The organism is Burkholderia sp. BCC1998 (assembly GCF_905339875.1).
Classification (GTDB): Bacteria; Pseudomonadota; Gammaproteobacteria; order Burkholderiales; family Burkholderiaceae; genus Burkholderia.
The window spans coordinates 202975-225781 of record NZ_CAJPHE010000010.1 but is presented as its reverse complement, the minus strand read 5'-3'; the positions used below and the strand labels follow the sequence as shown (position 1 = coordinate 225781).

The following is a 22807-nucleotide window of genomic DNA, read 5'->3' as shown; positions in this document are numbered from 1 at the left end:
CAAAACCCCGCAGGCCGGAGCGTGCGGGGTTTCGCGACAGGGGGCCGGCAGCGCCGGCCCGGTGAAGCGTGCTTAGTTCTGCGTGCCTGCGTCGTTCGTGCCGGCGGCCGAAGCGGCTGCAGCCTTCGCCTTGCCCTTGGCCGAACCGTGCTGCTTCAGCTGGTGCTTCGGCTTGCTGTGATCCTTCTTGGCCGGTGCCGGTGCAGCGGCCGACGTGTCGGCTGCCGGCGCCGACGCCTGTGCGAATGCCGAAACCGATGCGAGAGCGAATGCTGCGGTCATGATCGAAGCGAGCGTCTTCTTCATTGTTCTTCCTTTAGCGGAGAAAAAGTCAAACGTACCGGTAAGAGATGCGAGGCATCCGCATCGGAACATCAGTCGCGCCGGGTTGCCGGTCGCCGCCGGACGGGTCGGCTCTCGCCTTTCCGCCTCGGCAAATACTGACGCACAGGCTCCATAACGCATCGCCCGCGCGGCGAGTTGACATGCAGCTTGCATCGTTCGGGTTTCCCCGGGGGCACGGGTTTCGCGCCCGCGCGACGCGCCGCCGGGACCTGCGTCAATCGTCCGACAAACCGGCTCTCGCGCCCGTCGCCCCGACGCTATACTGGCCACCTTCCGTCCCAACCGGACGCGGCCGGTCACGAGACCGCCGCCGTCGCAAGGCGCCCAAATTGCCCGATCACAATCTGGACAAACTGAAAATCGACCGGCGTCCGATCGCACCCGCGCCACGCCGGCGCCGGTGGGTCCGCTACGCGGTCGCCGCCGCACTCGTCATCGTCGCGATCGTCGCCGCGCTGGCGCTCACCGGCCGGCCGACGGTCGACATGACCTCCGTCACGTCCGCCTACCCGTACCAGAACGACACCCAGCTCAACGCGACCGGCTACGTCGTGCCGCAGCGCAAGGCGGCGGTCGCGTCGAAGGGCCAGGGTCGCGTCGAGTGGCTCGGCGTGCTCGAGGGCACGCGCGTGAAGAAGGACGAGATCATCGCGCGGCTCGAAAGCCGCGACGTGCAGGCGTCGCTGGCACAGGCACGCGCGCAGGCGCAGGTCTCCCGTGCGAACCTCGGCGTCGCGCAGGCAGAGCTGAAGGATGCGGAGATCGCGCTGCGCCGCACCGCCGTGCTCGCGCCGAAGGGCGCGGTGCCGGCCGCGCAGCTCGACATCGACACGGCCCGCGTGAACAAGGCACGCGCGTCGGTCAACAGCGACGAAGCCGCGATCGCGTCCGCCGAAGCCAATGCGCAGGCCGCGCAAGTCGCGGTCGACCAGACGGTGATCCGCGCGCCGTTCGACGGGATCGTGCTCGCGAAGCACGCGAACGTCGGCGACAACATCACGCCGTTCTCGTCCGCGTCGGACAGCAAGGGCGCGGTCGTGACCATCGCCGACATGGACACGCTCGAGGTCGAGGCCGACGTCGCCGAATCGAACATCGCGAAGATCCGCGCGGAGCAGCCGTGCGAGATCCAGCTCGACGCGCTGCCCGACATGCGCTTCGCGGGCCGCGTGTCGCGCATCGTGCCGACCGTCGACCGCTCGAAGGCGACCGTGCTGGTGAAGGTGCGTTTCGTCGACCGCGACGAGCGCGTGCTGCCCGACATGAGCGCGAAGATCGCGTTCCTGTCGAAGCCGGCGTCGCCGCAGGACCGGCAGCCGGTGACGGCCGTGCAGGCGAGCGCGGTGGTCGAGCGCGACGGCCGCCCGGTCGTGTTCGTCGTGAAGGACGAAACGGTGCGTGCGACGGCGGTGACCCGAGGCGCGCGGATCGGCGAACTCGTCGCAATCCGCGGCGTGAAGCCCGGCGACACGGTCGTGCTCGCGCCAGGCGCGAAGCTGAAGGACGGCGCGAAAGTCGCCGTCGCGAAGAAGTAGCGTGGCGCGCGTGAACGACGCCTCGCCGCCCCTCGTCGAGATCAGCCACGTCGCAAAGTCGTACCGGCGCGGCAACCAGGTCGTGCCGGTACTGACCGACATCACGCTCGACATCGGCGCAGGCGACTTCGTCGCGCTGATGGGGCCGTCGGGTTCCGGCAAGAGCACGCTGCTCAATCTCGTCGCCGGCATCGACCGGCCCGACAGCGGCGAGCTGCGCGTGGGCGGCCTCGACATCTCGCGGCTCGAGGAAGCGCAACTGGCCGAATGGCGCGCGGCGAACGTCGGCTTCATCTTCCAGTTCTACAACCTGATGCCGGTGCTCACCGCGTTCGAGAACGTCGAGCTGCCGCTGATGCTCACGCACCTGTCGCGCCGCGAACGGCGCGAGCGCGTCGAGCTGGTGCTCGACATGGTGAATCTCGGCGACCGGACCAGCCATTACCCGTCCGAGCTGTCGGGCGGCCAGCAGCAGCGCGTCGCGATCGCGCGCGCGCTGATCACCGACCCGGTGCTGATCGTCGCCGACGAGCCGACCGGCGACCTCGACCGCGCGTCGGCCACCGACGTGCTCGCGATGCTGCAGCGGATGAACGCGGAGCTCGGCAAGACGATCATCATGGTGACCCACGATGCGCACGCGGCTGCCGCCGCGCAGTCGCTCGTGCATCTGGAGAAAGGAGAGTTGATCGATGGGCACGCCGTCTGACGGACGGGAGCGCGCACGATGATGGTGTTCAAGCTGATCGCGCGCAACGCGCTGCGGCACCGGCTGCGCACGCTGCTGACCGTGCTCGGGCTGACCATCGCGGTGCTGGCGTTCGGGCTGCTGCACACCGTCGTCGACGCGTGGTACGCGGGCGCGGCCGCCGCGTCGAGCGGCCGGCTCGTCACGCGCAACGCGATCTCGCTCGTGTTCCCGCTGCCGGTCAGCTACGAGAACCGGATCCGCGGCGTCGACGGCGTGACGGCCGTGGTCCGCTCGAACTGGTTCGGCGGCATATACCGCGACCCGAAGAACTTCTTCGCGAGCTTCGCGGTGTCGGAGAACTACCTCGACCTGTATCCGGAATTCATCCTCCCGGCACAGCAGCGCGCCGACTACGTCCGCGACCGCCGCGGCTGCCTGGTCGGGCGCCAGCTCGCGACGCAGTTCGGCTTCAAGGTCGGCGACGTGATTCCGCTGAAGGGCACGATCTATCCGGGTACGTGGGACTTCGTCGTGCGCGGCATTCTCGACGGCCGCGACGACTCGACGATCACGCGCCAGCTGGTGTTCCACTGGGACTACCTTAACGAGACGGTGCGCAAGCGCACGCCGAAGCAGGCCGACCAGGTCGGCGTGTTCGTGCTCGGCGTCGCGCACCCGGACGACGGCGCCGCGATCGCGCGCAACGTCGACGCGGTGTTCAGGAACTCGCTCGCCGAAACGCTGACCGAGACCGAACAGGCGTTCCAGCTCGGCTTCGTCGCGATGTCGAACCAGATCATCGCGGCGATCCGCGTCGTGTCGTACGTGGTGATCCTGATCATCATGGCCGTGATGGCGAACGCGATGGCGATGAGCGCGCGCGAACGCACCGCCGAATATGCGACGCTGAAGGCGCTCGGCTTCGGCCCCGGTTTTCTCGCGCTGCTCGTGTTCGGCGAATCGGTCGTGATCGCGGTGGCGGGCGGCGGGCTCGGGATGCTCGCGACGCCGCCGGCCGCGAGCCTCTTCAAGCAGGCCGCGGGCGGCATCTTTCCGGTGTTCAGGGTGTCGGACGGGACGATGGCGCTGCAGGCCGCGTGCTCGATCGCGGTCGGCTTCGCGGCCGCACTGGTGCCGGCGTGGCAGGCGGCACGCGTGCGCGTGGTCGAAGGCCTGCGGGCGATCGGCTAGAGGCGCGCATCGATGGCCATTCCGCTCACCTACATCGCGCGCAACCTGTGGACCCGGCGGCTCACCACCGCGCTCACCGCGGGCGGGATGGCGCTGGTGATCTTCGTGTTCGCGACCGTGCAGATGCTCGACGCGGGGCTCACGCAGACGCTCGTGTCGACCGGCGAACCGGACAACGCCGTGGTGATCCGCAAGGGCGCGGAAACCGAGATCCAGAGCGCGATCGACCACCAGCAGGCCAACGCGCTCGAGATGCATCCGGCCGTCGCGCTCGGCCCCGACGGCCGGCCGCAGGTGTCGAAGGAAGCCGTCGTGCTGATCTCGCTCGTGAAGACGTCGACCGGCAAGCCGTCCAACGTCGTGATCCGCGGCGTGTCGCCGGCCGGCCTCGCGCTGCGGCCGCGCGTGAAGCTGGTCGCCGGCCGCACGTTCGCGCCGGGCTCGTCGGAGATCGTCGTCGGCAGCGCGATCGCGAGAGGCTTCAGCGGCACGCAGCTCGGCGACCGCCTGCATTTCGCGCAGCGCGACTGGACCGTCGTCGGCATCTTCGACGCGGGCGGCAGCGGCTTCGATTCGGAGATCTGGGGCGACGTCGACCAGCTGATGCAGTCGTTCCGGCGCACCAGCTATTCGTCGATGGTGCTGCGCATCCCGAGCGCCGACGGTTTCGCGCGCTTCAAGGCCGACATCGACGTCGACCCGCGCCTCACCGACGAAGCGAAGCGCGAGCAGACGTTTTACGGCGACCAGTCGAAGGCGCTGTCGACCTTCATCAACATTCTCGGCATCACGCTGTCGACGATCTTCTCGATCGCCGCGATGATCGGCGCGATGATCACGATGTATGCATCGGTCGCGAACCGCACCGCCGAGATCGGCACGCTGCGCGCGCTCGGCTTCAAGCGCATGAACGTGCTTGCCGCGTTCCTGCTGGAGGCGCTGCTGCTCGGCTTCGTCGGCGGCGTCGCGGGGCTCGCGTGCGCGTCGCTGATGGAGTTCGCGTCGTTCTCGACGACCAACTTCCAGACTTTCTCCGACCTGTCGTTCCGTTTCGTGCTGACGCCCGCGATCGTCGTGAAGACGCTGCTGTTCTCGCTCGTGATGGGGCTCGTCGGCGGGTTCCTGCCGGCGATGCGCGCCGCGCGGCTGAGCATCGTCGACGCGCTGCGCGCGCAGTGACGCGCGCGGCCGCTCACGCGCGGCGCTCGCGCGGCACCCACGCGCCGTGGAACCCGGCCGGCACGCGGCGCGGCAGGTGCACGGTCGCGACCGGCGCCGCGTCGATCGCGCGCGCATCGAGGATCACGACGTCGCTCGTATCCGTCGCCGCGCGGTAGACCACAACCAGCAGCCAGCCGTCGTCCTCGTCGGTGCCGCCCGGGCGCGGCACGAACACCGGCTCGCCGTTCTGGTCGCCGGCCGGTACCGCGTAACGCGTCGTCGTGCCGCGCATGTGATCGAAGCGCATCACGCCGCGCATCTCGGTATGGTTCGGCTGCTCGGCCGCATACAGGTAACGGTAGCGGCGCCCGGTCCGGCTTTCGTTGATGCGCGGCAGCTCGATGCCCCCATCGGCGAGCGGCCCCTCGTCGACCAGCCCGTTCGCGGTATCGATCACGTAGCGCCACAGTTCGCCGACCGGGTTGTCGGCGAACCGGCCGGTGCGCGCGTCGAGACGCAGGAACCACGGATAGCGCACCGCATCGAGCACGATGCACGACGCATCGCAGTCGTACGCGTTCACCACGTGCTGGATAAAGCACGGCTCGATCCCGAACCAGCGCACGTCGCCGCCGTGGCGCGGCATCACGCCGATCCGCGCGTCGCGGTCGTCGTGCCAGCGCAGCGGCATCCGGTGCCCGTGCTTCAGCATCGCGAAGTCGTAACCCACGTTCAGGTCGAGCAGCAGGCTGCGGGTCTCGGTGATCGCGAGGTCGTGCATCATCGACGGCGCGCGCACGTCGACCGCGAGGTCGACGCGCTGCACGCCCTGCGCGTCCGCGACACCGTAGCGCAGCCACGGCGCGCGCCAGTCCGCGCGAAACAGGATCAGTTCGCCGGTCACCGGATCGACCTTCGGATGCGCGGTCATCGCGCCGCCGAACGCCGCGTGCCGCGCGGGCGCACCGAGCGTGTCGAGCGCGGCCGTGATCGCGAGCGGCGCGCCGCCTTCGGCCAGCGCGAGCAATTCGCCCGCGTGCTGCAGCACGTTCACGTTCGGATTCGTGTCGGGCAGATGCGGCGCCTGCTCCGGCGCGTGAACATCGGCCCAGCGGCGCGTGCGGGCCCAGCGGTTCCGGTAACCCGCGGCGCGGCCGCGTTCGAACGCGATCGCGTGCAGCATCGCCGCTTCCGGCCACCACGACAGCACGTCGTTGCCTTCGAAACGGCCGCCCGGCGGATTCGGGCCGTTGCGCAGCAGCGTGCCGTCGAGTTCGGGCGGGATCGTGCCGGTCACGCGCAGGTCGACGAGGTCGGCTTCGTCGACGACCGGCGCGATCGCGCCGTGGTTCAGATCGAACGTCGTCATCGCGTCGTGTGCTCCTTCAGCAGTCTTCGGTCGACGGCGGCAGATCGCCGCGCGCCAGCGCGAGCGCATGGTCGCGCACGTCGTCCGGCCAGCCGGCGACCCACTCGGCCAGCCGCGCGAGGTCGTTCGCATACAGCGCGCGCGCGGCCTCCTCGAAACCGGGCAGGTCGCCCGCGATCGCGGACATGAAGTGATAGGCGCGCGCCTGCGCGTCGCGGCGCCGGTCGGCCGCCGCATGCGTGCGCCGCGCGTCCTCGACGAGCTTGCGCAGCGCGACGGACGCGCCGCCCGGCTGCGCGGCGAGCCACTCCCAGTGACGCGGCAGCAACGTGACCTCGCGCGAGACGACGCCGAGCTTCGGACGGCCGCGGCCGCGTTGTTCGCCCGCCTCGCCTCCCTCCGCGGCGGGCGCGGATGCATCGCCCGGCGCAGCCGCGTAACGCGCGCGGATATCGTCCGCCGTGCCGCGCAGGTCGAGGTCGATCGAGCGGCCGGTCGCGTCGTCGAAGATCACGATCGTGCCGGACATGGCGTCGCCGGCCGCCTGCCGGACCGCGACCGCCACCGCCGCGAGCGGGCCCGACGCGACGCGCCGGTGGCCGTCGAACGCCGTGTAGGAAGGGAGAAGTGTGGAGAGCGTCATCGTGGTCGCCCGTGGGCAGAAATCGGAATGACGCTATTTTTATCCGGGTATAAATTGAATGTCAATATCACCCGGGTAAAAATTTGCCGACGCCGTGCGCGCGTCGGGTGAGCGCGCTGTCCGGTCTTCAGGGCGTCGCTGCCGGCATCGCGGTCACGCGCGCGCTGGCGAGCGCATCGTCGAGCGACACGTGTCCTTCGAAGGCCGACGACGCCGGTAGCGGCCGGTTTTCCTCGATCGCGTGAGCGAACTGCACGCCGGCGTCGTCGGCGAGCCGTGCGCGCAGCGCGGCGACGCGCGGAAACGCATCCTGCTCGAACACCGCGTGATAGTCGGCCCAGCGGGCGATTCCCGCGAAATACGCGTCGGCCAGCGTGCGTTGCGCGCCGAGCAACCACGGACCGTCGCCGCGCTCGAGCAGCGCTTCCAGGTGACGGTGCGCCTTCAGCACCTTGCCGCGACCGTATGCCTGCAGCACGGCTTTCTCGGCGCCTTCGGCGCCGTGTTCGTACACGTACCAGAGCGCGCCGAACGCGCTGAAGAACGTCGTGTTCAACCACGCGAGCATGCGGTTCAGACGGTCGAAATCCGCGCTGCCCTGGCGGAACGCGAGGCCGCTGTCGAGCGCCTGTGCGCCGACATGGCCGAGGATCGCGACGCTTTCGGTCAGCACGTCGCCGTTCGCGGTCACGAACGCCGGCGTCTCGGCGGCGGGGTTCAGCGCGAGGAACGCGTCGCTCGTCACGAGGCCCGGCATCGTGATGCGCGACAGCCGGTAAGGCCGGCCTGCCCATTCGAGCGCGACGATCGAGCCGAACGAGCAGCCGGCGGGAATGCCGTAGAGAAGGATCGGAGACATGGGGATTTCGCAGAAGTGGATCGAGCAATCATGCTCCCATGACGAACGATCGCGCAGTAGCCGCTAGAATCGAAACCCGTCGTTTCTTCTGGTGGACGCTGACAGTGAATCTGAACGATCTCTACCTCTTCGTACAGGCGGTCGACGCGGGCAGCATGTCGGCGGCCGCACGTCGGCTCGACCTGCCGAAATCAACGGTCAGCAAGCGCGTGGCCGAGCTCGAGCGCACGCTCGGCGCGCGGCTCGTGCATCGCACGTCGCGCAGCTTCCGGCTGACGCCGGTCGGCGCCGAATTCTTCGAGCATGCGCGCGCGGCGGTGATCGAGGCCGAAAGCGCGCGCGACGCCGTGCTGCGGCAGGCGGCCGAACCGGCCGGCGTCGTGCGGATCACGAGTTCGGTGCCGGTGGCGCAGCACATCCTCGCGCCATGCCTGCCGGCGCTGGCGATCGCGCACCCGAAGCTGCTGCTGCAGATTCACGCGAGCGACCGGCTCGTCGACATCGCGCAGGAAGGCTTCGACATCGCGGTCCGCAGTCATTTCGCGCCGCTCCCCGATTCCGCACTCGTGCAACGGCCGCTGGCCACGTCGCCGATCGTCGCCGTTGCGTCGCCGGCATATCTCGCGCGTGCCGGCACACCGGACGCGCCGACCGACCTCGCGCGGCACGACGGGCTTCATCCAGGTCCTCAACCATGGCGGCTGCAGCGCGCCGGCGACACCGTCGACGTCGCCCCGCGCATCCGAATGCAGGCGGACGAGTCGACGCTGCTGCTGCAGGCCGCGACGGCCGGCCTCGGGATCGCATGCCTGCCCGACTGGATCGCCGGCGCCGCGCTCGCGTCGGGCGCGCTCGTGCGCGTGCTGCCCGGCTGGCGGGCCGGCACCGTCACGACCACACTGCTGATGCCGCACCGGCGCGGCCAGTTGCCTGGCGTGCGCGCCGCGGTCGAGTTTCTCGCGGAACACGTCGCGGCCCACCACGGCACCGCCCCGGGCGACGCGCACGCGTGAACGAACCTTCCGGCGATTCACGCTCACAATTCTTCGCGCCCACATCCAATCGATTCAATTCCTGAATCGATCAAGTCAGTAATTGGCATGAAAGCGCATATTTCGCCGTGACAGAATGATCCGGACGCCGTGCCCCGGGCATCGGCGTCCAACGTCCGGCTTCAGGCCGGCAACACCGCCACGAAAAACGCGCGCACCCGACGCGCAGCCGCACGACGGCACCTTCCGCCCTTCGGAGGAGACACTGATGAATCCGCTTCACGCATTGCCGGCGTCCGCGTCGGCAACGGCCCGGCGCACCCGCGTGCGCTGGCTCGTGCTGACCGTGCTGTTCGCGGTCACGACGATCAACTACGCGGATCGCGCGGCGATCGCGATCGCGGGCCCGGCGCTGGCCCGCGCGCTGCACCTGAGCCACGTGCAGATGGGCTTCATCTTCTCGGCGTTCGGCTGGTCGTACGTGATCGCGCAACTGCCGGGCGGCTGGCTGCTCGACCGCTTCGGGTCGCGCATCGTCTATGCGTTCAGCATCTTCTTCTGGTCGCTGTTCACGCTGCTGCAGGGCGGCATCGGCTTTTTCGGCGGCGCGGCCGCGTTCGCGCTGCTGTTCGGATTGCGCTTCCTGGTCGGCGCGGCCGAGGCGCCGTCGTTCCCGGCCAACAGCCGGATCGTGTCCACCTGGTTCCCGGCCGCGGAGCGCGGCACCGCGTCGGCGATCTTCAATGCCGCGCAGTACGCGGCGACCGTCGTGTTCGCGCCGCTGATGGGCTGGCTGGTGCACGCGTACGGCTGGCAGTCGGTGTTCGCGGTGATGGGCGTGCTCGGCTTCGCCTTCGTGCTGGTGTGGAACCGCACGATATACGACCCGAAGGCGCACCCGCGTATCAACGATGCGGAGCTCGACTACCTCGCCGAAGGCGGCGCGCTCGTCAACATCGACCAGGCGACCGGCGCGCGCGACGGCGGGCCGTCGATGCGTCACGTGAAGGCGCTGCTGAGGAACCGGATGCTCGTCGGCGTGTACGTCGCGCAGTACTGCATCAACGCGCTCACCTACTTCTTCATCACGTGGTTCCCCGTCTATCTCGTGCAGGCGCGCGGGATGTCGATCCTCAACGCGGGGCTCGTCGCGTCGATCCCCGCCGTGTGCGGCTTCCTCGGCGGGATTCTCGGCGGCATCGTGTCCGACGCGCTGCTCAAGCAGGGCCAGTCGCTGTCGGTCGCGCGCAAGGTGCCGATCGTGATCGGCATGCTGCTGTCGATGTCGATGATCGTCTGCAACTACACCGACTCGCACGTGCTGGTCGTGCTGTTCATGGCGCTGTCGTTCTTCGGCAAGGGGCTCGGCGCGCTCGGCTGGGCCGTCAACGCCGACACCGCGCCGCGCCAGATCGCCGGCCTGAGCGGCGCGCTGCTCAACACGTGCGGCAATCTTTCCAGCATCACCACGCCGATCGCGATCGGCTATATCGTCGACCGCAGCGGCTCGTTCAACGGCGCGCTGGTGTACGTCGTCGCGCACGCGCTGGTCGCCGTGATCTGCTACCTGTTCGTCGTCGGCGAGATCCGCCGCGTCGAGCTGAACTGAACGGCGCGGGCCGCGCCGGCGGGTCCGGCGGCCCGTGCATCACCGGAACCAGGAGCGAACCGATGTCCGAATCCCGCCGTGCCGGCACGCCGCGCGTCACGCGCATGCAGGTGATCCCCGTCGCCGGCCGCGACAGCATGCTGCTGAACCTGTGCGGCGCGCACGCACCGTATTTCACGCGCAACCTCGTGATCCTCGACGACAGCAGCGGCCACACGGGCGTCGGCGAAGTGCCCGGCGGCGAAGGCATCCGCCAGGCGCTCGAGCGGATGACCGGCCCCGTGGTCGGCCAGTCGATCGGGCGTTACCAGGCGACGCTCAACGCGGTGCGCGCGGCGTTGTCCGGCGCCGGTGCGACGGCCGGCCGGACGATCCGGCACGAGGTGACGTCGGCCGGCGAGGCGGCCGTGCTGCGCCAGCCGCACGAGATCAACCTGCGGCTCGACAACGTGATCACCGCGATCGAGGCCGCGCTGCTGGACCTGCTCGGCCAGCATCTCGACGTGCCGGTCGCGGCGCTGCTCGGCGAAGGCCAGCAGCGCGACGCGGTGCCGATGCTCGCGTACCTGTTCTACATCGGCGAGCGGCGCCGCACCGACCTGCCGTATCGCGACGAGACGCACGCCGCCGATCCGTGGTTCCGGCTGCGCAACGAAGCCGCGCTCACGCCGGCCGCGATCGCGCAGCAGGCCGAGGCCGCGGTCGAGCGCTACGGCTTCGCCGATTTCAAGCTGAAGGGCGGCGTGATGGCCGGCGCGGACGAGATGGAAGCGATCGCGGCGATCAAGGCGCGCTTTCCCGACGCGCGCGCGACGCTCGACCCGAACGGCGCGTGGTCGCTCGACGAAGCGGTCGCGCTGTGTCGCGGGCAAGGTCATCTGCTCGCGTACGCGGAGGATCCGTGCGGGCCGGAAGCCGGTTATTCGGGCCGCGAGGTGATGGCCGAGTTCCGGCGCGCGACCGGCATTCCGACCGCGACCAACATGATCGCGACCGACTGGCGGCAGATGGATCATGCGGTGCGGCTGCAGGCGGTCGACATCCCGCTCGCCGATCCGCACTTCTGGACGATGCAGGGCTCGGTGCGGCTCGCGCAACTGTGCCGCGACTGGGGGCTCACGTGGGGTTCGCACTCGAACAACCACTTCGACGTGTCGCTGGCGATGTTCACGCAAGCGGCCGCGGCGGCGCCCGGCACGATCACCGCGATCGACACGCACTGGATCTGGCAGGAAGGCGACGCGCGGCTCACGCGCGAGCCGCTCGAGATCGTCGGCGGCCAGGTGGCCGTGCCGGAGCGGCCGGGGCTCGGGATCGAGCTCGACATGGCGCAGGTCGAGGCCGCGCATGCGCTGTATCGCGAGGTCGGCGGCACGGCGCGCGACGATGCGATGGCGATGCGGTATCTGGTGCCGGGCTGGACGTACGATCCGAAGCGGCCGAGTTTCGGGCGGGGGTGACGGCGGCGGAGCGGGACACGCGGAAAAACAAAAGGGCCCGGTCTTGCGACCGGGCCCTTCGGAATCCGTTGGTGGAGCGGAGGAGGATCGAACTCCCGACCTTCGCATTGCGAACGCGACGCTCTCCCAGCTGAGCTACCGCCCCAACAGACAACCATCATACACATGCATTTCCGCGCTTGGCAATAGGGGTTCCGTCACCCCGGCGCGTCACTTCGACGGCGCGCCGGCCAGCACCCATTCGACCACGGCGCGCAGATCCGCGTCGCTCATGCGCGGGTGTGCCGGCATCGGAATCGCGCCCCACACGCCGGAGCCGCCGTCCTTCACCTTCTTCGACAGCTTCGCGACGGCCTGCGGATCGGACTTGTAGCGCGCGGCGATGTCCTTGAACGACGGACCGACGAGCTTGCGGTCCACTGCGTGGCAGCCCATGCAGGCATTGCCGCGCGCGACCTTCAGGCCGTCGCCGACGTCCGCATGCGCCGTGCCGAGCGCGCCGGCCGCGAGCGCGGCCGCCGCGGCGCCCTGCACCATCCATTGCTTCAACTTCATCTGCGTCGACTTCATTGCGGCGTGGCCTTCGGGTTACCCGGATGCACGCTCGACGAATTCGAGATCGGCGCCGGCGGTTGCAGCGGCGTGGACTGGACCGACGCATCGGGCACGGCACCGACCGTCGCGGCATCCGCGGGCGCGGCGGCGGGCTGCGCGCCGGATGCCCCGCTCGGCGACGCGGCCTGCAATGCCTGCGCGTCCTGCGGCTGGATGTACTGGAACACCTTCACGACCTTCTCGACGCCCGGCACCTGGCTCGCCGCATCCGCGCCGCGATTGCCTTCGTCGACCGTCACGAGACCCAGCAGGTAGATGTTGCCGCGCTCGCTGACGACCTTGTAGTAGTTCGCCGACAGCCCCTTCGTCGCGATGAACTCGGACTTCACGCGTCCTTCGAGATACGAGTCGTTCGCGCGCGACGACAGCGACGATGCCGGCTCGACCGACAGCTCGTTGACGATGCCGTTCACGTTGTTGATGCCGCGCACGATTTCCTCGGCGCGCTGCTTCGATGCGTCGTTCGGCACTTCGCCCGTCAGCAGCACACGGCGGTTGAACACCGTCACGTTCACGTGCGACTGGTCCGGCAGCCCGTTGTTGATCTGCGTGAGCGACTTGACCTGGATCTCGCGATCCTCGGTCTGCGCGCCGAGCGTGCGGCGATCGGTCGCGATCAGCGCGCCGCCGCCGGCCGCCGCACCCAGCACGCCGAGCACGCAACCCTGCAGCGACATCGCGAGGCCCGCCGTCAGCGCGGCGAGCAACGTGGTTCTGACGAGCGTCTGTTTGACGCGGCTTTGGTTCATCGACGGCTCTCCTTCGTTCAATCCTCACCCAGCAGCATCGCGTCGATGCCGTCGCACAGGCAGTGGATGGTCAGCAGATGGACTTCATGGACGCGCGCCGCGCGCGAGGCGGGCACGCTGATCGGAATATCGGTATCGGACAGCGCGGCCGCGACGGCTTGGCCGTCGCCACCCGTCAGCGCGACGACGGTCATCTCGCGCTCGTGTGCTTCGTCGATCGCGGCCAGCACGCGCGGCGACGCGCCGCTCGCGTCGAGCACCAGCAGGATGTCGCCGGTCTGCCCGAGCACGCGCACCTGTTGCGCGAACAGCTGGTCGACGGCGGATGCCCCCATGAGGCCGCCCTGCGACGCATCGGTGGCCAGCGCGATCGCGGGCAGGCCCGGGCGCTCGCGCTCGAAGCCTCCGACGAGCGACACGGCGAGGTAGTGCGCGGCAGCGGCCGATGGGCCGTCGCCGCACGCGACGATCTTGTTGCCGTTCGCCAGCGCGGCGAACATCGCATCGACCGCGGCTGCGATCGGCAGCGACAGCGCGTCGGCCGCTTCGGCGTGTAGCGCGGCGCTGTCACGGAAATGTTGCTGAATACGTTCGACTGACATCGATTCCTGGTGAACTGGGCGCGTGGGCACACCGCGCGCAACGTCATGGGTGCGGCGAGTTTACCGCACTCCGGCACCCTCTCCGGGGGTATGACGAGAACTCTTTACATCTCGTCACAGCTCGCGGCTACGCATCGTCGGCACGAAATGCATCGCGCAGCCACTCGAGCCGGCCGGCCTCGAACGCGACGACGTCGAAACGGCACGCGGCCCCCGCGCCATGCCGTACCCAGAAATGAAGCGCGGCCGCGACCAGACGCCGCCGCTTACGCCAGCCGATGCTCGCGGCCGCGCCGCCGTGCCGCGTGCTGCGCCGCGCGCGCACCTCGACGAACACGAGCGTGCCGTCGGGCGTGCGCATCACGAGGTCGAGTTCGCCGCCGCGCATCGTCACGTTCGCCGCGACGAACGCGAGACCGCGGCGCTCCAGGAACTGCCGCGCGCGCTGCTCGAACGTCGCGCCGACCGACCTGGATCGCGTCGTGCCGGAAAAATTGCCGCCGCCGCGCGGCAAACCGCGCTCGCCGCCCGGCGCGGCCGGCGCCGCGTGGCACAATGCCGTCCTTGTTCCGCTTGCGCCGCGATTGCGCGCATTGCCTGCCATGACTGCCCTCCTCGAACTCGCGCAAACACAGCACTACCCGGACGCCGCGCTCTACGTGGTCGCGACGCCGATCGGCAACACCGCCGACATCACGCTGCGCGCGCTGCACGTGCTCGGCCTCGCCGACCGCATCGCGGCCGAAGACACGCGCAACACGGGCCAGCTGCTGGCCCGCTACGGGATCTCGAAGCCGCTCGTTGCCGTGCACGAGCACAACGAACGCGAAGCCGCGCTGCGCGTGATCGAGCTGCTGCGCGCCGGCGAACGCGTCGCGTACGTGTCGGACGCCGGCACGCCCGGCATTTCGGACCCGGGCGCGCGGCTCGTCGACGCCGTGCGCGCGGCCGGCTTCGCGGTGATTCCGCTGCCGGGCGCGAGCGCGGCCGTGACCGCGCTGAGCGTGGCGGGCGACTGGGCCGGCACGTTCACGTTCGCGGGCTTCCTGCCGCCGAAGGCGAAGCAGCGTGCGAGCGCGCTGCAGGCGCTCGTCCAGCACCCGTACGCGCTGGTGTTCTACGAAGCGCCGCACCGGATCGCGGACACCGTCGCCGCCCTCGCCGACGTGTTCGGCCCCGCGCGCCGGCTGCTGATTGCGCGCGAGCTCACCAAGCTACACGAGCAGCTGTTCCAGGGCACCCTGGCCGAAGGACAGAGCTGGCTCGACGGCGATGCGAACCGGCAGCGCGGCGAGTTCGTGCTGGTCGTGGAAGGCGCGCCGGCCGACGGCGGCGAAGCCGACGACACCGCGCACGACGCGCTGCTCAAGCTGCTGCTGGAAGAAGTGCCGGTGAAGAGCGCGGCGAAGCTCGCGGCCGCGCTGACGGGCGCGTCGCGCAACGCGCTGTATGCGCGCGCGCTGGTGCTGAAGGAAGGCTGACGCGCGAGCACGGACGGCCTCCGCCGCCCGGCACGCGGAAATGCAAAAGGGCTGCCCGAAGGCAGCCCTTTTGCGTAGGCGGACGAACCGCCGCGTTACCTCGCCGAGACCGACGCCAACATTTCGTCGCGTGCCTCGCGCGCTTCCTGCGGCGACAGCCCTTCGATCTTCACGCGGCCCGTGCCGGCGTGCACGAGGCCGATCATCCGGGCAGCGGCATACGACAGGTCGAGCACGCGGCCGCGCTTGTACGGCCCGCGATCGTTGACCTTCACGACGACCCACTTGCCGGTCGACGCGTTCGTCACCCTGATGTACGACGACAGCGGCAGCGTGCGGTGCGCGGCGGTCAGCGCGTTCATGTTGAAGCGCTCGCCGTTCGCGGTGCGGCGGCCGTGGAAATCCCGGCCGTACCACGATGCCCGGCCCGTCTGGCGGAAGTCGGACACATCCTTGCCGTCGATCGGCTCGGCGTCCGCCAGCGACGACTTCTTCGCGTCCTTGCTGTCGGCAGCCGGCATCGATGCCAGCGCGGAATCGAAATTCAGTTGCTGCTTGTCGTCATCCGCTTTCGCGGCCGCGGCCGTCTTGTTGGCCGCGTTCTTCTGGTTGGCGCTGCCGGTGGTCTGGCTGGGTGGCACCGCACAGCCCGTCAGCGCAAAAAATAAAGCAATGGTCCCGAATCGAGTCGGAAATCGAAAATTCATCGACGTGTCGCCTTCTGGTTCGGGCCGCACCGATACAACGCTGCTCAACAACGCAGATATGCGGCCCGGACGGCAAATGCGTGCACGCCCCGCTCGGCTACGCGAGCAGGCGGCTAGCATGGGCGCGGCTTTCGTCTCTGCCGCAACCGTCCTGATTAGTTTTCACGTCTGGCGCAACCTGTCCCCGGCAGCCTGACCAGACCCCACATGCCGCCATCGAACATGGCTTTCACGTTCGCGCGCGTCGCGTACGGCCAACGCACAGGAACGGCGGCACAGGCCTCATCCGGCGGCGCGGCAGCAGGGCCGCAGACGGGCGCGCAGCACCCGGCCGGACAAGACGTGAGCACCGAATGCTCGGTGCTGGATACACCGCCGGACTCCCCGGCGGTCGATGCTTGACGGTGAATCCGATACCCCATTTAACGGGGTCGAAACACCAGCGAATTGCGTGAAATTCACGCGCAATGGGGCGCATTATACATAAACCAAAAGCCTGTCTCGAAAAGGCCCCCGTCCGGACCATTGATTCTCGCTATGGCTGTAACAATCGGGATGCTCCGGGATTGCCCGCACGAGCGGCGTCCGACACCGCACCGCAGGGCCGGCATGCCGCGCGCGCGACCGGTACAATCGCTCCTTTCAGCCGCCGCGGTGCCTCCATGAAAGTCACGCTCATTCCGGTCACGCCGTTCCAGCAGAACTGCTCGCTGCTCGTCTGCGAAAAGACCGGCCGCGCCGCCGTCGTCGATCCGGGCGGCGATCTCGAACGGATCGAACAGGAGATCGCGCGGCAGAACGTTCAGGTCGAGAAGGTGCTGCTCACGCACGGCCACGTCGATCACTGCGCGGGCGCGAAGGCACTCGCGACGCACTACGGCGTGCCGATCGTGGGACCGCAGGAAGATGAGCGCTTCTGGATCGAGCAACTGCCGATGCAGAGCCAGCGCTTCGGCTTTCCGGCCGCCGAAACGTTCGAGCCGGACCACTGGCTGAACGACGGCGACACCGTGCAGTTCGGCGACGAGACGCTCGAGGTCTATCACTGCCCCGGCCACACGCCCGGCCACGTCGTGTTCTTCAGCCGCGCGCATCGGGTCGCGATCGTCGGCGACGTGCTGTTCGCCGGCTCGATCGGCCGCACCGATTTCCCGCGCGGCAACCACGCGGACCTCGTGCGCTCGATCAAGGAGAAGCTGTGGCCGCTCGGCGACGACGTCACGTTCGTGCCGGGCCACGGCCCGGTGTCGACCTTCGGCGACGAGCGCCGCACGAATCCGTTCGTGTCCGACAAGGTGTTCGGATGAACCAGACCGCCATCCCCGAAATCTACGTCAGCACCGACGTCGAGGCCGACGGGCCGATTCCCGGCCCGCACTCGATGCTGAGCTTCGCGTCGGCTGCCTATACGGAGGACAAGCAGCTGATCGCGACGTTCTCCGCGAACCTCGAGACGCTGCCCGGCGCGCAGGCCCATCCGGTGCAGGAAGCGTGGTGGAAGACGGAGCCGCAAGCGTGGGCCGCGTGCCGGCGCGACCTGCAGGCGCCGGCGGCCGCGCTCGTCGCGTACGTCGAATGGGTCGAGGCGCTGCCCGGCAAGCCGGTGTTCGTCGCGATGCCGGCCGGCTTCGATTTCACGTTCATGTTCTGGTACATGATGCACTTCGCCGGACGCTGCCCGTTCTCGTGGTCGGCGCTCGACATCAAGACGCTCGCGTTCGCGATGACGGGCCTGCCGTACCGCAAGGCGATCAAGCCGCGCTTTCCGAAGCACTGGTTCGACGATCATCCGCACACGCACGTCGCGCTCGACGACGCGATCGAGCAAGGCGCGCTGTTCTGCAACATGCTCGCCGACCTGCGCCGCCAGCAAGCCGCGCTCGCGGGCCTCGCGGTGGCCGACACCGACCGGTCGGAACAGGCGGGAGCGGGACAAAACCCAACGGATCCGCGGGCAAATTAGCGAATCTCGCTCAACGGCGCGCCGCCAGATTGCCTTTCCTTTCCCGGGCCTCTAACATTCAGCGTGTTGTAGCTGCCGCATGGAGGCGCAGGTGACGCTCGATTCCTTTTCGCAAAAAATCCTTCGCCTGTTGCAGCTCGACGCGCGCCGTTCCGTGCAGGAAATCTCCGACCAGGTCGGCCTGTCGAGTACGCCGTGCTGGCGCCGCATCAAGGACATGGAACAGTCCGGCGTGATCCAGCGCTACACCGCGCTGCTCGATCGCGAGAAGCTCGGCCTGCACGTCTGTGCGCTCGCGCACGTGCACCTGACCCGCCACAACGAAGGCGGCGTCGAACAGTTCGAGCGCGAGATCGCGACCTGCCCGGAAGTCACCGAGTGCTACAGCACGACGGGCGAAGCCGATTACATCCTCAAGATCGTCGCCCCCGACATCAAGGCCTACGACGTCTTCCTGCACGAACGGATCTTCAAGATCCCGGCCGTGTCGCAGGTGCGCACGAGCGTCGTGCTGCGCGAAATCAAGTTCGACACGCAACTGCCGCTGTAACGCGCGGCCCGCGGTCGCGGGCGCCGCTCACGCCTGCGCCGGCAGCCCGCGCGTGAAGCCGATCCGGCGCGCGCCGAACTGGCGCTTCAGCGCGTCGACATCGAGCCGGCCGGCCAGCGCCGCGTCGGTATCGCCCGCGCCGGCGTCGAGCGTCACGTCGATCTCGAGCCCCGTACTCAGGTAGTGCAGGTTGATCGCGGCCGGATGCAGCCCGCGCTGCGCGAGCGCGGCCTCGAGCCGCGCCGCGATCTCGGCGCGCGGCGGCAGCGCGAGCGCCGGACGGCGCGCCACATCGTTCTCGGGGTCGACGTGGATCAGCGCGTCGAGCACGCGCGGGTCACGCAGCACGCGCGCTCGTGCGGTTTCCGCGATGTAATGCCCTTCGGAGACGGAGATCATCGGATCGACGAGGATGTGCGCGTCGACGAGCGCCGCATCGCCCATCTTGCGCGTGCGCAGGTCGTGCACGTCGCGCACGCCCGGCGTCGCGGCGAGCAGCGCGCGGATCTCGGCCGTGTCGGTGGTGTCGAGTGCGCGATCCGACAGGTCCTGCAGCGCGTCATAGCCGAACGTCCAGCCCATGCGCGCGACCATGAAGCCGACGATCGCGGCGGCGATCGGGTCGAGCAGCCGCACGCCGGCGAGACTGCCGACGATGCCGATCGCGACGACGAGCGACGATGCGGCGTCCGAGCGCGCATGCCATGCGTTCGCGACGAGCATCGCCGAACGCACGCGCCGCGCCTCGCGCAGCATGTAGCGGAACAGCGCCTCTTTCGACACGAGCACCGTGAGCGCGACGATCAGCGCGGAAAAATGGACGGCCGGGATGTTTTCGAGATTCACGAGACGGTTGCCGGCGCGCCAGAGCATGCCGATGCCGACCGCGATCAGGATCGCGCCGAGAAACAGCGACGCGACGGTCTCGTAGCGGCTGTGTCCGTAATTGTGATCGGCATCCGGCGATGCGCCACTATGGCGATTCGCAACCAGTACGACAAAATCCGAGATCAAATCGGAAATCGAATGGATACCATCGGCAATCAATGCCTGCGAATGCGCAACCACGCCGACGACGATCTGAAACGTCGCAAGCACCACATTCAGCACGATACTGACGAGGGTGCTCTTGCGCGCGACCGCGTGCTTATCTGCGCTTTGTGCGTCGTCGGAAAACGTGGACATGAAATACGAGATATCGGTTGGGATACGTAATTCTACCAAACGACCCTCGCGGGGCATTCCGATAACCCCAAATTTTCCATTTAAATCAATCGCTTATGCGAACGGGTCGCATTTTCATTCACGCGCCGTTTCTGACATTTTCATGACAGAACGCATACATTCCGATCCCGCGATACAAAAAAGCCGCGCTCCTGCACGGATACGCGGCTCTTTTCGAGGCAATGATTTAAACAGTCGTTTAAATCGAGAACTGTTCGCGGTCCTTGCCGGCGATCCAGCGCGGCGGCTTGCCACGGCCCGACCACGTCGCGCCCGTTTCCGGATCGCGGTACTTCGCTGCCACGCCTGCGCGCGGACGACCGACCTTGCCTGCCTTCGCGCGGCTGAGGCCGAGTTCGGCGAGCGAAAAGCCGTAGTCGGCAATTTTCTGCTTCACGTCATTCAGCACTTCGGCGTATTCGCGCGACTTCGCTTCTTCGATTTGCTTCTCCAGCTTCTCCCGCTGGGCCAGCAGGTCCTTGTAAGAAGACATAGTTTCCCTTTCGATATGACCAATGGCGCCGATCTGCTGCCGGCTCACCATTCATGAAATATTTGTGCCTCGGATTTTGAAGGCAGAGATTAGCACAAAAAAGATTTGATAGAAGCAGGATTCATGAAAATCCCGAGACCAATTGTAATTCACGCATGTCATTTTGACCGGCCACGGCCTTTTCTCAAATTTTTACGCGCTTGCATAGAGATTAGGACATTACCGATCTGGAAATAGGTCTATCAACATACGCAATTACCCGCATTCGGAAAAATCAAAGCTTTCATCCGGCGACATGTTTGCGAAAATCGTACGGCGCGTGACGCTAAACAGACAAAGCTGAATCCGCGGCCTCACGTCACATCCCGCGCGCAGGCCATCAGCCGCTCGCGCAGCGCGCCGGCATCGCCGGGCACCGGGTCGAACGGCGTGCGCACACGGCGGCCGTCGCAGCGCCAGTCGGCGCCGTGGCGGTCGACGCCGAGCAGGTCGAGCCCGGCGCGGCGCGCAGCGCTCGAGTCGTATGCGTCCCACAGCGCCCGTTCGTCGTCGAACCCGAGCGGCGGCAGCGCATCGAGGCCGGCGCCGTCCACCCAGCCCATCCGGCCGAATCCGCCGATATAGCGCAGCCGCTCGATCTCGAGCGCCCAGAACGTGAAATCGCCGAGCGCGAGATAGCGCGCGGCGTCGGGTTCGTAGCGCAGGTAGCGCGCGGCGACATGCGGCGCGTCGCCGAGCGGCACGAAGCGGCCGAGCAGCGTCGCGCGCTCGGCGTTCAGCACGTCGCCGTCCGGCGCGTCGACGACCAGGAAGCCCGCGCGCGGATCGGCGGCGAGGTTGCGTGTGTGCTCGGCGAGGCCGCTCACGAGAATCACGGGCCGATGATCCGCATCGGGTGCGAACGGCACGACCGTCGGATAGGGAAAGCCTTGCGGGTCGCGCGCGTGGGTCGCGAGCGTGCCGAGCGCGCAGCGATGCAGCAGGTGCAAGGCAAGGACGGGATCGATGTTCACGGTGACTCCTGCGTTCGGAAGGCCTGGTGGCAAGGGTGGCGAAGGCGGGCCGCGCCGGAACGCGTCGGGCACGCCGCCTGCGCATCGATGTTACCCGCGGCGGCGGCTTGCCGGGCATCGGCCGGATGGCCGACGCGCCGCGTGAAGGCGAAGTGCGCGCCGATCACGACCGGCCGCACGGCCAGCGCGCCGGCAAGACCGTAAACGGTTCGATAGAATCGGACGAATCCGACGGGCGCGACGCGCCCGCGCATCGTCCATTCAAGAGCGTTCCGTGTCCGAATCCTCCTCCCGATCCTCGTCCGACTTTTCCGCGCCGCCCGACGCGCATCGCGTGCTGGCGTTGCCGGTCCGCCAGCGCGCACGCACGGCCACGATGGCGCTGTTCTTCGTCGCCGGCATGATGTACGCGTCGTGGGGCGTGCACGTGCCGACCGTGCGCGACAAGTTCGCGTTGAGCCCGGGCCTGCTGTCGATCGCGCTGTTCGCGGTCGCGGGCGGCTCCATCGCCGCGATGCTGACGATCGCGCGCTGGATCGCGCGCGTCGGCTCGCGCACCGCGTGCCTCGCGGGCGGGCTCGTGATGTCCGCCTGCGCGGCGCTGATCCTCGTGGTCCCCGATTACTGGATGCTGCTCGTCGTGCTCGCGCTGTTCGGCTTCTCGATGGCGACGCTCGACGTCGCGATGAATGCCGAGGCGAGCGCGGTCGAGATCGCGCTCGGCAAGCCGATCATGTCGTCGCTGCACGGGATGTTCAGCATCGGCGGGATGTCGGGGGCGGCGGCCGGCGGCGCGCTGCTGTCGGCCGGCATGGCGCCGGCCGTGCATCTCGCGCTCGCGGCGGCCGTCAGCGCCGCGGTGCTGCTCGCCGCGAGCCCGTCCGTGCTGCCGCACGTGCCGCATCACGAACACGCGCACGGCGGCGGCAACCGCTGGCGCTCGCCCGCGCTGTGGATGCTCGGCGGCATCGCGCTGATCGCACTGATCGCCGAAGGCGCGATGTACGACTGGGCGACCGTCTACATGCGCGACGTCGTCGCGGCGAGCCCCGCGCTCGCGAGCGCCGCGTATGCGGCGTTCTCCGGCGGGATGGCGGTCGCGCGTTTCGCCGGCGACGCGGTGCGCGCGCGCTTCGGCGCGCCGCAGCTCGTGTTCGCGAGCGCGTCGCTCGCGTGCGCCGGGATGATCGGCGCACTGCTGCTGCCGAACCCGATCGCCGTGCTGACGGGCTTCACGCTGATGGGTCTCGGCCTCGCGAACATGATGCCCGTGCTGTTCGCCGCCGCCGCGCGCGTGAAAGGCATCCACGCGGCCGAAGGCCTCGCGCACGTGGCCGGGCTCGCGTATTTCGGACTGCTGTTCGGTCCGGTCGTGATCGGCGCGGTCGCGCAGACGGCGAACCTGACCGTCGGGCTGGCGGTCGTCGCGCTGTGCGCGGCGCTCGTCGCGGCCGTCGCACCGAAGGTCCTCGCACACCTGAAGATCTGACCACGCGGCGGGCGCGCCAAAAAGAAAGCGCGCCTGCGTTGCCGCAGGCGCGCTTTCACCCCTTCT

The 22807-nt window shown here is 68.7% G+C and carries 25 protein-coding genes and 1 tRNA gene; 12 read left to right on the top strand and 14 right to left on the bottom strand.

The window, feature by feature from the left end; genetic code table 11:
* Positions 1 to 72: 72 nt before the first annotated feature.
* The gene (locus U5A56_RS19555; protein ID WP_044846339.1) at positions 73 to 306 is read right to left on the bottom strand and encodes a hypothetical protein; all 234 of its coding nucleotides are present in this window, start codon (positions 304 to 306) and stop codon (positions 73 to 75) included.
* A gap of 368 nt (positions 307 to 674) precedes the next feature.
* Between U5A56_RS19555 and U5A56_RS19550 the strand changes: the two genes are divergently transcribed.
* Genes U5A56_RS19550 through U5A56_RS19535 form a run of 4 tightly spaced genes read left to right on the top strand, consistent with a single transcriptional unit; the run spans position 675 to position 4941 of the window.
* Entirely contained in the window at positions 675 to 1880 is a 1206-nt protein-coding gene (locus tag U5A56_RS19550) for an efflux RND transporter periplasmic adaptor subunit (RefSeq protein WP_321924049.1), read from the top strand.
* Positions 1881 to 1890: 10 nt separating this feature from the next.
* Positions 1891 to 2589: an ABC transporter ATP-binding protein gene (locus tag U5A56_RS19545; RefSeq protein WP_124520499.1), complete on the top strand. Its 699-nt coding sequence runs from the start codon at positions 1891 to 1893 to the stop codon at positions 2587 to 2589.
* Positions 2590 to 2607: 18 nt separating this feature from the next.
* Positions 2608 to 3762 carry an ABC transporter permease gene (locus U5A56_RS19540; RefSeq protein ID WP_124571402.1) on the top strand — a complete coding sequence of 385 codons (1155 nt, stop codon included), beginning with the start codon at positions 2608 to 2610 and terminating at the stop codon, positions 3760 to 3762.
* Positions 3763 to 3774: 12 nt separating this feature from the next.
* Positions 3775 to 4941: an ABC transporter permease gene (locus tag U5A56_RS19535; RefSeq protein WP_321821656.1), complete on the top strand. Its 1167-nt coding sequence runs from the start codon at positions 3775 to 3777 to the stop codon at positions 4939 to 4941.
* 13 nt (positions 4942 to 4954) lie between these two features.
* Here the strand turns inward: U5A56_RS19535 and U5A56_RS19530 are convergent, their stop codons facing one another.
* From U5A56_RS19530 to U5A56_RS19520, 3 genes are all read right to left on the bottom strand, one after another.
* Positions 4955 to 6292: a carotenoid oxygenase family protein gene (locus U5A56_RS19530; protein ID WP_321924045.1), complete on the bottom strand. Its 1338-nt coding sequence runs from the start codon at positions 6290 to 6292 to the stop codon at positions 4955 to 4957.
* Positions 6293 to 6308: 16 nt separating this feature from the next.
* Entirely contained in the window at positions 6309 to 6935 is a 627-nt protein-coding gene (locus U5A56_RS19525; RefSeq protein ID WP_321924043.1) for a DUF2239 family protein, read from the bottom strand.
* A 127-nt stretch (positions 6936 to 7062) separates the two neighbouring features.
* Complete coding sequence (locus tag U5A56_RS19520; protein ID WP_321924041.1) at positions 7063 to 7794, bottom strand: glutathione S-transferase; 732 nt, start codon at positions 7792 to 7794, stop codon at positions 7063 to 7065.
* A gap of 38 nt (positions 7795 to 7832) precedes the next feature.
* Between U5A56_RS19520 and U5A56_RS19515 the strand changes: the two genes are divergently transcribed.
* From U5A56_RS19515 to U5A56_RS19505, 3 genes are all read left to right on the top strand, one after another.
* Entirely contained in the window at positions 7833 to 8807 is a 975-nt protein-coding gene (locus tag U5A56_RS19515) for a LysR substrate-binding domain-containing protein (protein ID WP_321924039.1), read from the top strand.
* Positions 8808 to 9054: 247 nt separating this feature from the next.
* The gene (locus tag U5A56_RS19510; RefSeq protein WP_321924037.1) at positions 9055 to 10395 is read left to right on the top strand and encodes an MFS transporter; all 1341 of its coding nucleotides are present in this window, start codon (positions 9055 to 9057) and stop codon (positions 10393 to 10395) included.
* A 62-nt stretch (positions 10396 to 10457) separates the two neighbouring features.
* Positions 10458 to 11855 (top strand): enolase C-terminal domain-like protein, encoded by a 1398-nt coding sequence (locus tag U5A56_RS19505; protein ID WP_321924035.1) that lies wholly within the window; start codon positions 10458 to 10460, stop codon positions 11853 to 11855.
* 69 nt (positions 11856 to 11924) lie between these two features.
* On the opposite strand, the gene U5A56_RS19500 is transcribed toward U5A56_RS19505, so the two are convergent.
* From U5A56_RS19500 to U5A56_RS19480, 5 genes are all read right to left on the bottom strand, one after another.
* Positions 11925 to 12000 (bottom strand) — tRNA-Ala (locus U5A56_RS19500).
* Between the two features lie 65 nt (positions 12001 to 12065).
* Positions 12066 to 12425 carry a c-type cytochrome gene (locus tag U5A56_RS19495; protein WP_044846348.1) on the bottom strand — a complete coding sequence of 120 codons (360 nt, stop codon included), beginning with the start codon at positions 12423 to 12425 and terminating at the stop codon, positions 12066 to 12068.
* A complete protein-coding gene (locus tag U5A56_RS19490; protein WP_044846349.1) occupies positions 12422 to 13219 on the bottom strand; it encodes a BON domain-containing protein in 798 nt (265 codons plus the stop codon). Before U5A56_RS19490 ends, U5A56_RS19495 begins: the two co-directional genes overlap by 4 nt.
* A 17-nt stretch (positions 13220 to 13236) precedes the next feature.
* On the bottom strand, positions 13237 to 13821 hold the full coding sequence (locus tag U5A56_RS19485) for an SIS domain-containing protein (RefSeq protein WP_124520491.1): 585 nt from the start codon (positions 13819 to 13821) through the stop codon (positions 13237 to 13239).
* A 127-nt stretch (positions 13822 to 13948) separates the two neighbouring features.
* The gene (locus tag U5A56_RS19480; RefSeq protein WP_124486891.1) at positions 13949 to 14377 is read right to left on the bottom strand and encodes a YraN family protein; all 429 of its coding nucleotides are present in this window, start codon (positions 14375 to 14377) and stop codon (positions 13949 to 13951) included.
* Between the two features lie 46 nt (positions 14378 to 14423).
* Between U5A56_RS19480 and rsmI the strand changes: the two genes are divergently transcribed.
* Positions 14424 to 15302, top strand: a complete 879-nt coding sequence (gene rsmI / locus U5A56_RS19475) for a 16S rRNA (cytidine(1402)-2'-O)-methyltransferase (protein ID WP_044846352.1) — start codon at positions 14424 to 14426, stop codon at positions 15300 to 15302.
* Positions 15303 to 15397: 95 nt separating this feature from the next.
* Here rsmI and U5A56_RS19470 read toward each other — a convergent pair whose 3' ends face one another.
* On the bottom strand, positions 15398 to 16009 hold the full coding sequence (locus U5A56_RS19470) for a septal ring lytic transglycosylase RlpA family protein (protein WP_321924032.1): 612 nt from the start codon (positions 16007 to 16009) through the stop codon (positions 15398 to 15400).
* A gap of 662 nt (positions 16010 to 16671) precedes the next feature.
* Between U5A56_RS19470 and U5A56_RS19465 the strand changes: the two genes are divergently transcribed.
* The 3 genes from U5A56_RS19465 to U5A56_RS19455 all read left to right on the top strand — a co-directional run bounded on the left by U5A56_RS19465 (position 16672) and on the right by U5A56_RS19455 (position 18522).
* Entirely contained in the window at positions 16672 to 17316 is a 645-nt protein-coding gene (locus U5A56_RS19465; RefSeq protein ID WP_044846354.1) for an MBL fold metallo-hydrolase, read from the top strand.
* Positions 17313 to 17972, top strand: coding sequence for an exonuclease (locus tag U5A56_RS19460; RefSeq protein WP_044846355.1), 660 nt, complete (start codon positions 17313 to 17315; stop codon positions 17970 to 17972). Before U5A56_RS19465 ends, U5A56_RS19460 begins: the two co-directional genes overlap by 4 nt.
* A 79-nt stretch (positions 17973 to 18051) precedes the next feature.
* Positions 18052 to 18522: an Lrp/AsnC family transcriptional regulator gene (locus tag U5A56_RS19455; protein WP_006477376.1), complete on the top strand. Its 471-nt coding sequence runs from the start codon at positions 18052 to 18054 to the stop codon at positions 18520 to 18522.
* A 27-nt stretch (positions 18523 to 18549) separates the two neighbouring features.
* Here the strand turns inward: U5A56_RS19455 and U5A56_RS19450 are convergent, their stop codons facing one another.
* The 4 genes from U5A56_RS19450 to U5A56_RS19435 form a co-directional block, all read right to left on the bottom strand.
* A complete protein-coding gene (locus U5A56_RS19450; protein ID WP_044846356.1) occupies positions 18550 to 19707 on the bottom strand; it encodes a cation diffusion facilitator family transporter in 1158 nt (385 codons plus the stop codon).
* 238 nt (positions 19708 to 19945) lie between these two features.
* Entirely contained in the window at positions 19946 to 20239 is a 294-nt protein-coding gene (locus U5A56_RS19445) for an H-NS family nucleoid-associated regulatory protein (protein WP_096508184.1), read from the bottom strand.
* A gap of 353 nt (positions 20240 to 20592) precedes the next feature.
* Entirely contained in the window at positions 20593 to 21252 is a 660-nt protein-coding gene (locus U5A56_RS19440; RefSeq protein ID WP_321924031.1) for a HugZ family protein, read from the bottom strand.
* Entirely contained in the window at positions 21249 to 21506 is a 258-nt protein-coding gene (locus U5A56_RS19435; RefSeq protein ID WP_044846359.1) for a hypothetical protein, read from the bottom strand. Before U5A56_RS19435 ends, U5A56_RS19440 begins: the two co-directional genes overlap by 4 nt.
* Positions 21507 to 21526: 20 nt before the next feature.
* Here U5A56_RS19435 and U5A56_RS19430 point away from each other — a divergent pair, with 20 nt between their 5' ends.
* Entirely contained in the window at positions 21527 to 22741 is a 1215-nt protein-coding gene (locus U5A56_RS19430) for an MFS transporter (RefSeq protein WP_321924029.1), read from the top strand.
* Positions 22742 to 22807 lie beyond the last annotated feature (66 nt).